Below are 15,224 nucleotides of genomic sequence, written 5' to 3' on the forward strand. Positions count from 1 at the left end.
GCGTCGATGACCTGGTCGCATCGACGGTGGTGCGGTCTGGTTACCCTGCTGTGGAGACCTCGACGCGCGGTTTCCCTCCTGGGGCCTGGCGCCGCGTGCGCAGCCAGGCCAGGAAGCTCGACGACACCACCGAGATCACGAGCAGGGCCCCGGTGATGATGTTGATGACGTCGGAGGTGACGTTGGCGAGACGCAGGGCGCTCGCGAGCACTCCGATCAGCAGCACGCCGGCGATGACGCCGTGCAACGCGCCGCGGCCGCCGAACACGCTGACCCCGCCGAGCACGACGGCGGCGATGACCTGCAGCTCCATGCCGGTCGCGTTGTCACCGCGGGCGCTGCCGAAGCGCAGCGTGTAGTAGATGCCGGCGAGCGCCGAGACGAGGCCCGCGAGCACGAACAGGATGAACTTCGTGCGCCCCACGTCGACGCCTGAGAAGGCGGCGGTCTCCTTCGAGAGGCCGATCGCGTAGATGCCGCGACCGAACGGGGTGAAGTGCAGCAGCACCGCGAAGATCACGAGCAGCACGAGGAAAGGGATGATCACGATCGGGATGCCGGTGGTGCCGAGCTTCGCCTTCGCGAGGTCGGTCCAGAACTCCGGGAAGTCGGTGACCGCGGTCGTGCCGAGGAGGCCGACGGCGAGACCGCGGAACAGTGCGAGCGTGCCGATCGTGACGGCGAGCGACGGCAGGCCGACCACCGTGACGAGGAATCCGTTGATCGCGCCGCCGACGCCGCCCACGAGGAGCGCGATGAGGGCGGCGATCTCGAACGGCATGCCGCCGTGGGTCAGCACGCCGGTCACGACGCTCGAGAGCCCGACGACGCTCGCGACCGAGAGGTCGATCTCGCCGGTGATCATGATGAGCGTCATCGGCAGGGCGATGAGGAGGATCGGCGTGACGTCGAGGATCAGGTAGGTCAGCGTGATCGGCTGCCCGAAGCCTCGCACCGTCATCGATGCGACGATCACGACGACGATGAGCAGGGCGATGATGGCCATCTCGCGAGTGAGCAGCACGCGCTTCCACAGCGGCTGGTCGTAGTCGCGGTACCGCCGCACCGATGCCGGAGCGGGCGTGGTCTGGGTGATGCTCGACATCAGCTGTCGTCCCTTGCCTCGATGAGCTTGCGTTTCGCCCGCACCGCGAGGACGCGGTCGAGCACGATGGCGCCGATGATGAGCACGCCGACGACGGCGCGCTGCCAGAAGTCGGGGATGCCGAGGATCGGTAGTGCCCGGTTGATCGTGAGCAGGAGGACCGCGCCGATGGCCGCGCCCCAGACCGAGCCGACGCCGCCGACGATCGCGACGCCGCCGATGACGGCCGCGCCCACCGCGTCGAGCTCCCAGCCCGACCCCGCCTGCGAGTTGATGGTGCCGTAGCGAGCCGCGTAGAGCACGCCGCCGAGGCCGGCGAGGGCACCCGAGAGCACGAACGCGGTGAGCAGGCGTCGCGTCACGCGCAGGCCGTAGAGCTCGGCCGCGGCCGGGTCGGAGCCGATCGCGTAGAACTCGCGGCCGCCGCGGGTGTTCTTCATGTACCAGCCGGCGATGACGAGCACGACGAGCGCGATGATCGTCAGGATCGGGATCGTCAGGAACTGCTCGGTGCCGAGCGCGAGGAACGGCTTCGGCAGGTCGGAGGCGTTGATGCGGTCGCTGCCCGTCCAGAGCACGTTGATGCCGCGGTAGGCGTAGAGCGTGCCGAGCGTGATGACCATGGCCGGCACCTTCGCGAACGCCACGAGGGCGCCGTTGATGAGGCCGAGCACGCCGCCGAACGCGACCGCGATGACGAAGACCACGATGATCGGGATGCCGGGGATGTCCATGAACAGTCGACCGGTGAGGTAGGCCGTCAGGCCGAGCACCGAGCCGACCGAGAGGTCGACGTTGCGGGTGATGAGCACGATCGCCTGGCCGACCGCCACGAGCACGAGGATCGACGGGGTCAGCAGGAGGTCGCGCCATCCGTCTGCGCTGAAGAGGAAGTTCGGGTTCGCGGCGGTCGCTGCGATCACGACGATGACGAGGGCGAGGAGGATCCCGAGTTCACGGGCCTTGCCGATCGCGCCCAGGCGTTTCGTCACGTTGGAGGCGGGGGTGGGGGTGGTGGTCGCGGTGCTCACGAGTGCTGCTCCTCGGCGTGGGTCGCGGCGAACATGACGTTCTCGGATGTCGCGTCGGCTCGGTCGATCTCGGCGGTGATGCGCCCCTCGCGCATGACGAGCACCCGGTCGGCCATGCCGAGCACCTCCGGCAGTTCGGACGAGATCATGAGGATGCCCATGCCCTGCCCGGCGAGTTCGGAGAGCAGGCGGTGCACCTCGGCCTTGGTGCCGACGTCGATGCCCCGCGTCGGCTCGTCGATGATGAGCACGGTGGGCTCGGTCGCGAGCCACTTGCCGAGCACGACCTTCTGCTGGTTTCCGCCCGAGAGGGTTCCCGCGACGGTGCTGAGCGCGTTCGTCTTGACCTCGAGCCGGCTCGCCCAGACGCGGGCGGCGCGGTTCTCGAAGCCCGAGGTGATGATGCCGAACCTCGCGAGCTGCGAGCGGATGGCGAGGGTCGTGTTGCGCGAGACGCTCGAGTCGAGCACGAGCCCCTGCTTGCGGCGGTCCTCGGGAACGAGGGCGAGGCCGAGGCGCATCGCAGCGGTCGGGCTCTTGGCGGGCACGGGCCTGCCGTTCAGTCGCACCGAACCGGCCTGGTAGTGGTCGACGCCGAAGATCGCGCGGGCGACCTCGCTGCGCCCGGCGCCGACGAGCCCGGCGAGGCCGACGATCTCGCCGGCGCGCACGGTGAGGGAGATGTCGTGGAAGACGCCGGCGCTCGTGAGGCCCTCGACCTCGAGGAGCGGCTCGCCGATCGTGGTCTCCTGCTTCGGGAAGAGCTCGGTGACGTCGCGCCCGACCATCTGGCGCACGATCTCGTCGACGTTCGTGTCGGAGATGCGGCTCGTGGAGATGTACGCGCCGTCGCGCATGACGGTGACGGTGTCGCAGAGGTCGAAGACCTCGTCGAAGCGGTGGGAGATGAAGATGATGGCGCGGCCCTCGTCGCGCAGGCTCCGCGCGATCTGGAAGAGGCGGTCGACCTCGACGCCCGAGAGCGCCGCGGTCGGCTCGTCCATGATCAGGACCTTCGCGTCGAGCGAGATGGCCTTGGCGATCTCGATGACCTGCTGGTCGGCGATCGAGAGGCCGTCAGCCGGGCGATCGGGGTCGATCCTGACGCCGAGGCGTTGGAAGAGGCCGTCGACCTCGGTGCGCATGGCCTTGCGGTCGATGCGGCCGAACCGGCCGACGGGCTGGCGGCCCATGAAGACGTTCTCGGTGACCGAGAGGTCGGGGAAGAGGGTCGGCTCCTGGTAGATGACGGCGATGCCCGCGGCCTTCGAGTCGGCGGTCGAGGTGAAGTCGACCTCGGTGCCCTCGAGGCGGAAGACGCCGGCGTCGCGGCGGTAGAGGCCGGCGACGATCTTCACGAGCGTGGACTTGCCCGCGCCGTTCTCGCCGACGAGGGCGTGGATCGAACCGGCGTCCACCTCGATGGTGCCGGAGCGCAGGGCTACGACGGAGCCGAACGACTTCTGGATGTCGCGGAGTTCGAGCGCCGCAGCGGGCTCGGGAGCGCCGAGGGGAATCGTCATTGATCTGGACCTAAACTGCGGGGGCGGACCCCACGTGGTTGAATCGTTTTAATTCAGGTGAACGTGAGCAATTTACGGCGACCGCGGAGCGATGTCAAGTCACGGAACGAGCCGGTGGTACGTTTCACTGCAGAGTTCGCCGACGAGCAGGGGAGAGGCAGGGACGATGGCGGTGAGTGTCCGGGATGTCGCGGCAGCGGCATCCGTTTCGGTGGGCACCGTCTCGAACGTGCTGAACCGCCCCGACAAGGTGGCACCCGCCACGGTCGCCCGCGTCACCGCGGCCATCGAGGAGCTCGGCTTCATCCGCAACGACGCCGCCCGGCAGCTGCGAGCCGGCCACAGCCGGTCGATCGGCCTCGTCGTGCTCGACGTGCGCAACCCGTTCTTCACCGACGTCGCACGCGGCGCCGAAGACCGCGCCGCCGAAGACGGCATGACGATCCTGCTCGGCAACAGCGACGAGAACGCCGATCGCGAACGCGCCTACCTCGACCTCTTCGAGGAGCAGCGGGTCGCCGGCGTGCTCATCTCGCCGCTGGCCGACGACCTTCCGAGGCTGCAGCGCCTCCGCGACCGCGGCACGACCGTCGTGCTCGTCGACCGCGAGGTGCCCGACCAGAGCTTCTCCTCGGTCTCCGTCGACGACGTCGTCGGCGGGTCCCTCGCCGTGCGGCACCTCATCGGCGCGGGCCGGCGTCGCATCGCATTCGTCGGCGGGCCGGCGAGCATCCGCCAGGTCGCCGATCGACTCGAGGGCGCGCGTCGGGCCGTCGCCGAGGCCGAGGGCGTCATGCTCGAGATCATCGCGACCGAGTCGCTCACCGTGCTCGCCGGGCGTGCCGCCGGTGCGAGCATCCGGGAGCGCGCGGCATCCGATCGCCCCGACGCGATCTTCGCCGCCAACGACCTGCTCGCCATGGGCGTGCTGCAGGCGCTCATGATGCAGGGCGGCATCGACGTGCCCGGCGAGATCGCGCTCATCGGCTACGACGACATCGACTTCGCGGCGGCGGCGGTCGTGCCGCTCTCGTCGATCCGCCAGCCGGCGGCCCTCATCGGCTACACCGCGGTCGACCTCATGCTGAAGGAGGCCGGCGGCGATTCCGGGCAGGAGCGAGTGGTGTTCCAGCCCGAGCTCGTCGTGCGCGAATCGACCGGCGGCTGAGCCGAGAGCCCCGGTCGGCCGCCGCCACGTCACACGTCCGGAGTCTTCCTCGACACTGGGTAGTGTGGAAAAGGCCGCGCGCGACATGCACCACGTGGCATCCGTTCGACAGGAGGGCGCGCGTTGCCGAACCGCAGCACGATCGAAGACATCTACGCCGACACGTTGCGCCGCAACCCCGGCGAGGTCGAGTTCCACCAGGCCGTGCGCGAGGTCTTCGACTCGCTCGGCCGCGTGCTCGACAAGAACCCGAAGTACGTGCAGGCCTCGATCCTCGAGCGCATCTGCGAGCCCGAGCGCCAGATCATCTTCCGGGTGCCGTGGGTCGACGACGCCGGTCAGGTGCGCATCAACCGCGGGTTCCGTGTGCAGTTCAACTCGGCGCTCGGCCCGTACAAGGGCGGGTTGCGGTTCCACCCGACCGTGCTGCTCGGCACCGTCAAGTTCCTCGGCTTCGAGCAGGTCTTCAAGAACGCGCTCACCGGCATGCCCATCGGCGGCGGCAAGGGCGGCAGCGACTTCGATCCGAAGGGGCGCTCCGACGGCGAGATCATGCGCTTCTGCCAGTCGTTCATGACCGAGGCATACCGCCACATCGGCGAGTACACGGATGTCCCGGCCGGCGACATCGGCGTCGGTGCGCGTGAGATCGGCTACCTGTTCGGCCAGTACAAGCGCATCACCAACCGCTACGAGTCGGGCGTGCTCACGGGCAAGGGCGTCACCTGGGGCGGCTCGCTCGTGCGCACCGAGGCGACCGGCTACGGCGCCGTCTACTTCACCGAGCACATGCTCGCCACCCGCGGTCGATCGTTCGACGGCGCCCGCGTGCTCGTCTCGGGCTCGGGCAACGTCGCCGTCTACGCGATCGAGAAGGTGCAGGCGCTCGGCGGCATCGTCGTCGGAGCCTCCGACTCCTCGGGCGCGATCCACGACCCCGACGGCATCGACCTCGAACTGCTCCGCGACATCAAGGAGCGCCGCCGCGACCGCATCTCGGTCTACGCCGATGAGCGCGGCGGCCGGGCGAAGTTCCTGCCCGGGGCATCCGTCTGGGACATCGAGAGCGCCGAGCGCATCGACGTCGCCCTGCCGTGCGCGACGCAGAACGAGCTCTCCGAGGCGCAGGCCGTGAAGCTCGTCGCCGCGGGCGTCGTCGCGGTCGCCGAGGGGGCGAACATGCCGACGACGCCGGGCGCGATCCGCGTGCTGCGCGAGGCCGGCGTGCTCTTCGGCCCCGGCAAGGCCGCGAACGCCGGCGGCGTCGCGACCTCCGCGCTCGAGATGCAGCAGAACGCGTCGCGCGACTCGTGGGGCTTCGAGCACACCGAGGAGCGCCTGTCGGAGATCATGGCGGGCATCCACGAGCGCACCGCGGCGACCGCCGACGAGTACGGCGTGCCCGGCGACTACGTGGTCGGCGCGAACATCGCCGGATTCACGCGGGTCGCCGACGCGATGCTCGCACTCGGCGTGATCTGACGCGCCTCCTCAGCGCTGGTGCCCGAGAAATTCAGGGGATCCGGGGTCATGCCTGTTCTGGAGGCCTCGCACAACAGGATCTCCTGAATTCCCTCGCCAGTGGCCGCAGGCGTGCAACGGCGAGCGGATGTCGCTGCGCACCTCAGACCGGCGGGAACGGGCCGCCCCACCGACCCGGCCAGCGGTGCTCGCCCCGCGCGAGCAGCGCGAGGATCCCCGAGCTGCTGCGCTCCCAGTCGTCGACCACCTGTCGGTAGCTCAGCCGCAGCACCGCGTACCCGCGTGTCACGAGCTCGAAGTCGCGCCGACGATCGTTCTCGAATTCCTCGCGCGAGCTGTGGAACGTCCAGCCGTCGACCTCGATGACCAGGCGGTCGCCGACGAGGAAGTCGACCGAGCCGACACCATCGATCGGTGCCTGGCTGCGGAATCGCACGCGCCGGCCGTACAGCAGCAGCCGGACCTTCGTCTCGAGGCCGGACTGCGCCGTCAGGTCGAGCCGGTCGAGGAGGATGCGGCGGCCGGGCGGCATCGCCCGTCGCACGGCTTCCAGGTGACCGGGGTCGAGTTCGCGTCGCTCGATCGCGGATTCGACGGCCGCGATCGCTTCGTGGGCGTGCGCGCAGGCGAACATCTCGCCGAGTGCGGTGGTCAACGCGTCACGCCCGATCGTGCCGTCGATCCGCTCTCGATAGTGCAGACAGACCCGGTGCCGCTGCGCGTCGAGGGCGATCGAACGATCGTGCGGCGAGCGCAACCGTGCGGCATTGGACGAGACCCGCACGTGCAGGCGATCTCGAGCGGGCACCCAGAGGCCGCGGAGCTCTGCGACGGTCGAGGAGGTCGCGATGCCGCCGACCCGCACCGCTCGTACGACCGCGCCGGGAGCTTCGGGAGCTGCGAACCAGCCGTTGCGCACACGACTCGTGGAGCCGCTCCGCACCGCGGCGAGGACCTCCGCCCGAGCGATGCCGACCCGGTCGAACGCGGCGAATCCGGCGGCTCCGCCCGCGCGCTGCAGCACCCTCGTCACCTCGGTGCTCATGGCCATGCGCCGAGTCTGGCCGGGCGTCGAGGCGTCGGGACGATGCATCCCGAAACTATGGAGAACACGGCGGGCGCCGAGCGCACTCGAAATTCAGGAGATCTCGCGGTATGCATCCCTGCAGCGGGCTCGGAACCGAGATCTCCTGAATTTCTCGGGCACCGGGCACCGGGCACCAGGCCGCCCAGGCGCGCTAGGGGCGCGGCTTCGGCAGCCTGATCGGCGAGGTGAGCGCCACCTCTTCGGAGAAGTCGGCGGGCACGAGGCGGTCATTCGGCACGCGCGGCACGAGCTCGCGGTCGCGGTCGCGGTCCGATCCGCGTTCGCGCACGGCCGCGCGCGAGCGATCGGCCGCTCGTTCCCGGCCGAACTCGCGTTCGATCTCGCGCTCGAGCTGGTCGACCTGGAGGGTCGGCACGGCCTGCGTGGTCACGGCCGCGATTGCAGCGGTCGGGGCATCCGAGAATCGCACGGCCGGCCGCCAGGCGTACTGCGGATGCCGCGTGAGCCGCATTCCGCGTGACACCACGAGCCAGCCGAGGCCGATGAGGGCAGCGACCATCGCGGCGACGGCCGCGAGCCCGAGCGCCCAGCGCGGCCCCATTCCGTCGGCGACCGCGCCCACGATCGGCGCGCCGATGGGCGTGCCGCCCGCGAGGATCGCCATGTACAGCGCCATCACCCGGCCGCGCAGCTCGGGCTCGGTCGTGGTCTGCACGTAGCCGTTCGCGGTCGTGAGGATCGTCACGGCGCCGAGGCCGATGAGGATCGTCGAGGCGGCGAAGGTCCAGTAGGTGGGCATGAGCGCGGCGGTGAGCGTCGCGAAGCCGAGGAACGCGCAGGCGAGGATGACCACGCGGATGCGCGCACGCTCGCGCCGAGCGGCGAGGAGCGCCCCGGTCAGCGAGCCGATCGCGAGGATCGACGAGAGGAGCCCGTACTCACCGGCGCCGCGGCCGAACTCGACGGCCATCGTCGAGGAGAAGATCGGGAAGTTCATGCCGAACGCCCCGATGAGGAACACCATGACGAAGACGACCACGAGGTCGGGTCTGCCCGCGACGTAGCGGAAGCCGGCGACGAACTGGCCTTTCGCTCGAGGCGCTCGAGGGGAGCGCTTCAGCTGCCGGCCCTTCAGCATCGCGAGCGCACCGAGCACCGCGAGGAAGGTGAACGCGTTGATGATGAAGACCCAGCCGGAGCCGACCAGCACGATGAGGAAACCCGCGACGGCGGGGCCGATCATGCGAGCGGTGTTGAACGACGCCGAGTTCAGGGCGACCGCGTTCGACATGTCGGAGTTCGAGACGAGGTCGGAGACGAACGTCTGCCGCGCCGGGTTGTCGATGGCGTTCACGAGGCCGAGGGCGAGCGCGAAGAGGTAGAGGTGCCAGAGTTCGGCGTGGCCGAAGACGAGAAGGAGGCCGAGGGCGAGGCCGAGCAGCATGAGCAGGGTCTGCGTGACCATGAGGATCTTGCGGCGGTCGAAGCGATCGGCGATGAGGCCCGTGATCGGCACGAGCAGCAGCTGCGGTGCGAACTGCAGGGCCATGGTGATGCCGACGGCGAAGGCGTCGTTGTCGGTGAGCTCGGTGAGCACCACCCAGTTCTGGGCGGTGGCCTGCATCCAGGCGCCGACGTTGGAGACGAGGGCGCCGACGAACCAGATTCGATAGTTGCGGTGGGCGAGGGATCTGAACATTGCACTCACTGGTCGGTGAGCCTCCTGAGGATGGTCGTGGCCTCGGCGAGCGTCTCGCGTTCGGCGGGGGTGAGTGCGGCGAAGCGCTTGGCGAGCCAGGCGTCGCGGCGGCGGCGGGTCTCGAGCACCACGGTCTCGCCCGCGGCGGTGGCGGAGACGATGACCTTGCGCCCGTCGTCGGGCGAGGTCGCTCGGGTGGCGTAGCCGGCGTCGACGAGGCAGTTCACCGTGCGGTTCATCGACGGCGCGGTGACCCGCTCGAGCTCGGCGAGCCGACCGATCGTGAGCGGACCCTCGGTCGAGATCCAGCCGAGGGTCGAGAACTGCGAGCCGCTGAGTTCGGTCTCGGTGCGCTCCTGCCTGAGTCGGCGGGAGAGGCGCATGATCGCGATGCGTAGTTCGGTGCTCTGCTCCGCGAGCGTGCGCCGCCGGCCGGCGGGTGCTCGCGTGGCCGCTGCAGGGGTCGATCGATCGGCCGAAGCAGGGCGCGCGACATCCGTCATATTGCTTAGTGTAACAAATTAGCCTTGCTAATGATTCCAGCAGCTCACATGCGGCGCGGGGCGGTGATGCCCAACAGGTCGAGGCCGCGCACCAGCACCGCCTCGGTCTGGCGGCAGAGTCGGAGGCGAGCGTCGCGCTGCGTCGGGGACCCGGTGAGGATCGGCACCGCGTCGTAGAAGGCGGCGAATCGCTTCGCGACCTGGTGGAGCAGTGCGCAGAGCCGGTGCGGTTCGAAGGCCTCGCCCGCGGCCCGAGCGGTCGCGTCGAAGTCGAGCAGCAGCAGGGCCAGCGCCCGCGCCTCGGAGGTGTCGAGGGCGATCATCGCATTCGGATCGTGGCCCGCCGCCCGAGGGTGCGAGAAGACGGCGCGCACCCGGGTCACCGCGTACTGCAGGTACGGACCCGTGTTCCCGACGGGGGCGAGCATCCGGTCGAGGTCGAACATGTATCCGGTGTCGTGCGGCACTGCGAGGTCGGCGTACTTGATCGCGCCGATCGCGACCGCGCGTGCCGCACGCTCGCGTTCGTCGTCGTCGATCGCGTGCTCGCGATCGGTCGCCTCGGCCGCTCGCCGGTACGCCTCGTCGACGAGGCCGGCCAGGGTGAAGCCGTCGCCGCTCCGGGTGCGGAGCAGCTTGTTGTCGGCCCCAACGACGTTGCCGATCCTGACGTGGACGGTCTCGGTCGACGACGGGAGCCAGCCGGCCTCGCGGGCGACCGCCCAGACCATCTCCAGGTGCGTCGCCTGCGGCTCGCCGATCACGTACACCGCCTGATCCGCGCGCAGCACGGCGGCGCGGTGCCGGATGGTGGCGAGGTCGGTCGTCGAGTAGCCGTAGCCGCCGTCGCTCTTGCGGATGATCAGCGGCGCCGGAGCGCCGTCGCGCCCGAAGAATCCCTCGGGGAAGGCGCACAGGGCGCCATCGCTCACGCGGGCGAGCCCGAGGGACTCGAGGTCGGCGCAGATGCCGGCGAGTTCGTCGTTGTAGGAGCTCTCTCCGGCGAGGTCCTCGTCGGTCAGCGACACGTCGAGGCTGCCGTACACCTTCCGGAAGTAGGCCTTCGACGCGTCGACGAGCTCGGTCCACAGCGCGAGCGTGGGCGCGTCGCCCGCCTGCAGGAGCACGACGCGGCGACGGGCCCGCTCGGCGAACGCAGGGGAGGCGTCGAACTTCGCGCGCGCAGCTCGGTAGAAGGCGTTGGGGTCGTCGGCCATCCGGTCGAGCTCCGCGCTCCCGCGCCCGAGATCGAGGGAGTGCTCGATGAGCATGCCGAACGGCGTACCCCAATCGCCGATGTGGTTCTGGCGGATCACCGTGTGCCCGCTCCACTCCAGCATCCGCGCGAGCGCGTCGCCGACGACGGTCGTGCGCAGGTGGCCGACGTGCATCTCCTTCGCCACGTTCGGCGATGAATAGTCGATCACGATGCGCCGGCCGGTCGGGTCGTGTCGCTCGGCGATCGAGAGGCAGGAGAGCTGCTCGGCGATCCAGTCGGTCGAGAGCTCGAGGTTCACGTATCCGGGGCCGGCCGTTTCCGCGTGCGCGATCGGCCCGTCCGTGGAGATCCGGTCGACGACCTGCTGAGCGAGATCCCGCGGACGCAGGCCGTGCACGGGACCGAGCGAGAGCGCGGCGTTGCTCTGCAGGTCGGTGAACTGCGACGGCCGGATCACCGGGTCGACGCCGGCAGGGTCGAGACCGAGCACCTCGGCGATCGCCTGCGCCACGATGCCGGCGACCGTCGTCGCCGGGCTCTCGATGCGCGTCGTCACGACGCTGCGCGGAACCGGATCGGGAAGCGGATCGGGCCGGTGTTCCCCGAGACGGGCAGCCATTCGCCCGCCCCGTCGGCCGCGGCATCCGGCATGCGCTGCGCGAGCAGCGGGAGCGCGGCGCTCATGTCGGTGCGCGCGACGAAGTGGCCGATGCAGTGGTGCACGCCGCCGCCGAAGCCGGCGTGCAGCGGGCGGTCCTCGACCAGCAGGTCGAAGTCGGATGCCTCGCCCATCGTGCGCGGATCGGTGCCGATCGCGTGCGAGAGCACCTGCACGATGCCGCCCTTCGGCACCAGCAGGCCGTGCAGGTCGACGTCGTCGATCGCCTCGCGGGTGACCCATGTCACCGTCGGGTTGACCCGCATCACCTCTTCGACCGCGCGACCACCGAGCTCGGGACGGGCGGCGAGCAGGGCCCACTGGTCGGGGTGGGCGAGGAAGGTCTGCATCGCGAGCCCGAGCTGGTTGCGCGTCGTCTCCATGCCGGCGAAGGCGAGGAAGACCAGGGCGACGCTGAGCTCGCGGCGGCTCAGCGCGTCGTCGCTCTCGTGGGCCGTCAGGAGGGTGGTCACGAGGTCGTCGCGCGGGTTCGCCGCCCGGTCGGCGACGACCTCCTCGATGTACTCGGTGAGCCCCTCGAGCGCCGTCTCGATGCGCGGCAGGTCGTTCTTCACGTTGACGCCGAACGACTTGCCGAGGTCGTCGGCCCAGTGCGCGACCTGCGGCCACTGCTCGTCGGGCAGGCCGAGCAGCAGGCAGAGGATGCGGGAGGCGTACGGCTCGGCGAACTCCGAGACGAACTCGACCCGGCCGCGCGGGGCGAAGGCGTCGATGAGCTCGTTCGCGAGGGCCTGGAACTGCGGCCGCATCGCCTCGATCGTCCGGCTCCGGAACGCCGGGCCGAGCAGGCGCCGCAGGCGCAGGTGGTCGTCGCCCTCGATGCTCAGCAGGGTCTCGCCCCACCACTGCTGCCACGGCCCGTCGTGGATGCCGTTCTGCGCCGGCCAGCGTGCGTTGCCCTGCTGGAATCGGCGGTCCTTCAAGACGGCCGTGCCCTCGTCGTAGCGGAGGATCGCCCATCCGTAGGGCGTCTCGGCGTACCAGCCCGCGTCGCGGGCTTCGAGCACCGGCCGCGACGTGACGTCGAAGGCGGGGTCGGCGAGGTCGAGGTGCTGAACGGCATCGGTCACAGGCCCGAGCCTACTCAGCGGGAGTTCATCGACCATCGGAGTCGACGGCCTGCCATGATGGCGGCATGGCGACCTTCACCGACGAGCACGGGGTCAGGATCCACTACGAGTCGTGGCGGGTGCCCGACGCGACCGCGGTGATCCAGCTCGCCCACGGAGTCGGCGAGCACATCGGCAGGTACACCGAGCTCATCTCTGCGCTGAACGCGGCCGGCTACTCGGTCTGGGCCGACGATCATCGCGGTCACGGGCAGACCGGCTTCGAGCAGCACGGGGGCGACCTGACGCGCATGGGTCGCCTCGGCCCCGGCGGACTCCGGGCGACGATCGATGCGGTCGAGCAGTTCACGGGCGTCATCCGCGAAGCGGAGGGCACCGAGCTGCCGCTCGTGCTGCTCGGTCACTCGTGGGGTTCGCTCATGTCGCAGATCATCGTGAACCGCAGCGCCGAGAAGTACGACGGCGTCGTGCTCACCGGAACGGCGTACCGCACGCTCTTCGACATGAACGGCGGCGACCTGAACGCCCGCCACAAGCACCTCGGCCCGACTCCCGTCGAGTGGCTGAGCCGCGACCCCGAGGTCGCCCCCGCCTTCATGGCGGACCCGTACACGACCGACGTCCCGCTGCGGAAGCTCTTCGGCACGATCGACTCGCTGCGACTGCTCGGTCGACCGGCCAGGCACCTGCCCGCCGAGCTGCCGCTGCTCATCATGGTCGGCTCCGACGACTCGCTCGGCGGCGAGCTGAGCGCCGTGAAGCTCGCGAACGCCTACGTGCACCGCTCGGGTCTCGTCGACGTCGAGCTCATCGTCTACGAGGGCGCGCGGCACGAGATCTTCAACGAGACGAACCGCGCCGAGGTGCGTGCCGACCTCATCGGATGGCTCGACGAGCGGTTCGCGACCGACTGAGGCGCGGCTAGATCGCGGCGCGCCCCGGCGGCACGTCGAAGCCGAGCAGCCTGATTCGCGGATGGCTCGTGAGCTGCGATTCCGTCGCCCAGGGGTAGACGATCGTGGTGATGCTGCAGTTGCCGAGCACCGGCAGCAGGTCGCGGTAGCCGTCGGGATCCATGCCGGCGAGCTCGCAGAAGAGCAGCCTGATGAGCGTCGCGTGCGCCACGATGAGCACCCGGCCCTCGGGGAACTCCTCGACGAGTTCGTCGAAGACCGGCAGCGCGCGGGCGATGCCGTCGCGGCCGCGCTCGCCGCCCGGGAACGGGTTCGACGCGGGCGCGCGGCAGAACGCCGCCCATTCCTCGGGGAACCGCTCGGCGAGTTCGTCGGGCGTGAGCCCCTCGCCGTCACCGAAGTCGATCTCCACGAGGCGGTCGTCGATGCGCAGGTCGAGGCCGGTCGTCTCGACGGATGGCGCGGCCGAACGCCGTGCGCGGGAGAGCGGTGACGCCACGATCGCGTCGAGCTGCGCGTCGACCGCCCATGCCCCGAGCGCCGCGGCCTGGCCGAGACCGTGGCGCGTCAGCGGGACATCCGAGTTGCCGGCGTAGCGGTGGTCGGCGTGCCACGTCGTCTCGCCGTGGCGTGCCAGGTAGAACGTCGTCATCTCGGGCCCCCTGCCGTTCACTCGATCGTAGGCTGACGCGGCGTCGCCCGACATCCGTAGGCTGTACCGCATGCACGGTGAATACAAGGTGCCCGGTGGCAAGCTCGTGGTCGTCGATTTCGAGGTGCGCGACGGGGTGATCGTGAATCCGCGCGTCGCGGGCGACTTCTTCCTCGAACCCGACGAGGCGCTGGGCGACATCGACGCGGCGCTCGACGGGCTCTCCGCGGCATCCGATGCGAAGCAGATCGCCGCGGCGATCACCGCTGGCCTCCGCCACGACGCCGTCATGCTCGGCTTCTCGGCCGAGGCGATCGCGGTCGCCGTGCGGCGCGCGATGACGGATGCCACGAGCTGGGCCGACTACGAGTGGGAGATCATTCACGACGCGGCCGTGCCGCCGCGCACGCACCTCGCCCTCGACGAGGTGCTCGCGACCCGCGTCGGCGAGGGCCGGCGCAAGCCCACGCTGCGCTTCTGGGAGTGGGACGAGTCGGCTGTCGTCATCGGCAGCTTCCAATCGGTGAAGAACGAGGTCGACCCCGAGGGCGCCGAGAAGTACGGCTTCGACGTCGTGCGCCGCATCTCGGGCGGCGGCGCGATGATGATGGAGCGCGGCAACGTCGTGACGTACTCGCTCTACGTGCCGGGCGAACTCGTGCAGGGCATGAGCTTCGCCGACTCCTACGCGTTCCTCGACGACTGGGTGCTCCAGGGCCTGCGTGCGATCGGCATCGAGGCGACGTACCAGCCGCTCAACGACATCGCGAGCCCGCTCGGCAAGATCGGCGGCGCAGCCCAGAAGCGACTCGGTTCCGGCGGCGTGCTGCACCACGTCACGATGTCGTACGACCTCGACAACGAGAAGATGCTCGAGGTGCTGCGCATCGGCCGCGAGAAGATCAGCGACAAGGGCATCGCCTCCGCCGCCAAGCGCGTCGACCCGCTGCGTTCGCAGACCGGGCTGTCGCGCGCCGCCGTCATCGAGAGCCTCAAGCAGACCTTCACCTCGCTCTACGGTGCGACTCCCGGCACGGTGAGCGCCGACGAGCTCGCAGAGGCCGAGGCGCTCGTCGAGTCGAAGTTCTCGACCCGGGAGTGGCTCTACCGGGTGCCCTGACGCGTGCGAGG

At 70.1% G+C, this 15,224-nt stretch carries 13 protein-coding genes; 4 read left to right on the top strand and 9 right to left on the bottom strand.

Annotated features, from left to right (window positions below):
- Positions 1 to 40 precede the first annotated feature (40 nt).
- From ACFCVM_RS12480 to ACFCVM_RS12490, 3 genes are read right to left on the bottom strand one after another with little or no spacing between them, the layout of a single operon-like run.
- Positions 41 to 1,105 (bottom strand): ABC transporter permease, encoded by a 1,065-nt coding sequence (locus tag ACFCVM_RS12480; protein WP_375836509.1) that lies wholly within the window; start codon positions 1,103 to 1,105, stop codon positions 41 to 43.
- Positions 1,105 to 2,136, bottom strand: coding sequence for an ABC transporter permease (locus tag ACFCVM_RS12485; protein ID WP_375836510.1), 1,032 nt, complete (start codon positions 2,134 to 2,136; stop codon positions 1,105 to 1,107). Before ACFCVM_RS12485 ends, ACFCVM_RS12480 begins: the two co-directional genes overlap by 1 nt.
- Positions 2,133 to 3,659: a sugar ABC transporter ATP-binding protein gene (locus ACFCVM_RS12490; RefSeq protein WP_375836511.1), complete on the bottom strand. Its 1,527-nt coding sequence runs from the start codon at positions 3,657 to 3,659 to the stop codon at positions 2,133 to 2,135. The genes ACFCVM_RS12485 and ACFCVM_RS12490 overlap by 4 nt, the downstream gene beginning before the upstream one ends.
- Positions 3,660 to 3,825: 166 nt before the next feature.
- Here ACFCVM_RS12490 and ACFCVM_RS12495 point away from each other — a divergent pair, with 166 nt between their 5' ends.
- Both ACFCVM_RS12495 and gdhA read left to right on the top strand, forming a co-directional pair.
- The gene (locus ACFCVM_RS12495; RefSeq protein ID WP_375836512.1) at positions 3,826 to 4,827 is read left to right on the top strand and encodes a LacI family DNA-binding transcriptional regulator; all 1,002 of its coding nucleotides are present in this window, start codon (positions 3,826 to 3,828) and stop codon (positions 4,825 to 4,827) included.
- 123 nt (positions 4,828 to 4,950) lie between these two features.
- Entirely contained in the window at positions 4,951 to 6,309 is a 1,359-nt protein-coding gene (gene gdhA / locus ACFCVM_RS12500; RefSeq protein WP_375836513.1) for an NADP-specific glutamate dehydrogenase, read from the top strand.
- 142 nt (positions 6,310 to 6,451) lie between these two features.
- Here gdhA and ACFCVM_RS12505 read toward each other — a convergent pair whose 3' ends face one another.
- The 5 genes from ACFCVM_RS12505 to ACFCVM_RS12525 form a co-directional block, all read right to left on the bottom strand.
- Positions 6,452 to 7,360 (bottom strand): endonuclease domain-containing protein, encoded by a 909-nt coding sequence (locus ACFCVM_RS12505; RefSeq protein WP_375836514.1) that lies wholly within the window; start codon positions 7,358 to 7,360, stop codon positions 6,452 to 6,454.
- A gap of 187 nt (positions 7,361 to 7,547) precedes the next feature.
- Positions 7,548 to 9,056, bottom strand: coding sequence for an MFS transporter (locus ACFCVM_RS12510; protein WP_375836515.1), 1,509 nt, complete (start codon positions 9,054 to 9,056; stop codon positions 7,548 to 7,550).
- Between the two features lie 5 nt (positions 9,057 to 9,061).
- The gene (locus ACFCVM_RS12515) at positions 9,062 to 9,559 is read right to left on the bottom strand and encodes a MarR family winged helix-turn-helix transcriptional regulator (RefSeq protein WP_375836516.1); all 498 of its coding nucleotides are present in this window, start codon (positions 9,557 to 9,559) and stop codon (positions 9,062 to 9,064) included.
- Positions 9,560 to 9,603: 44 nt separating this feature from the next.
- The gene (gene argS / locus ACFCVM_RS12520; protein WP_375836517.1) at positions 9,604 to 11,334 is read right to left on the bottom strand and encodes an arginine--tRNA ligase; all 1,731 of its coding nucleotides are present in this window, start codon (positions 11,332 to 11,334) and stop codon (positions 9,604 to 9,606) included.
- Positions 11,331 to 12,527, bottom strand: a complete 1,197-nt coding sequence (locus tag ACFCVM_RS12525; protein ID WP_375836518.1) for a cytochrome P450 — start codon at positions 12,525 to 12,527, stop codon at positions 11,331 to 11,333. Before ACFCVM_RS12525 ends, argS begins: the two co-directional genes overlap by 4 nt.
- Positions 12,528 to 12,592: 65 nt before the next feature.
- On the opposite strand from ACFCVM_RS12525, the gene ACFCVM_RS12530 reads away from it, so the two are divergent.
- Positions 12,593 to 13,441, top strand: coding sequence for an alpha/beta hydrolase (locus ACFCVM_RS12530; RefSeq protein WP_375836519.1), 849 nt, complete (start codon positions 12,593 to 12,595; stop codon positions 13,439 to 13,441).
- Positions 13,442 to 13,448: 7 nt separating this feature from the next.
- Here ACFCVM_RS12530 and ACFCVM_RS12535 read toward each other — a convergent pair whose 3' ends face one another.
- Entirely contained in the window at positions 13,449 to 14,093 is a 645-nt protein-coding gene (locus ACFCVM_RS12535) for a histidine phosphatase family protein (protein ID WP_375836520.1), read from the bottom strand.
- Positions 14,094 to 14,163: 70 nt separating this feature from the next.
- On the opposite strand from ACFCVM_RS12535, the gene ACFCVM_RS12540 reads away from it, so the two are divergent.
- Positions 14,164 to 15,213, top strand: a complete 1,050-nt coding sequence (locus ACFCVM_RS12540) for a biotin/lipoate A/B protein ligase family protein (RefSeq protein ID WP_375836521.1) — start codon at positions 14,164 to 14,166, stop codon at positions 15,211 to 15,213.
- Positions 15,214 to 15,224 lie beyond the last annotated feature (11 nt).

Origin of the sequence: Agromyces sp. NPDC056389 (genome assembly GCF_042262385.1) — a bacterium.
Lineage (GTDB): Bacteria > Actinomycetota > Actinomycetes > Actinomycetales > Microbacteriaceae > Agromyces.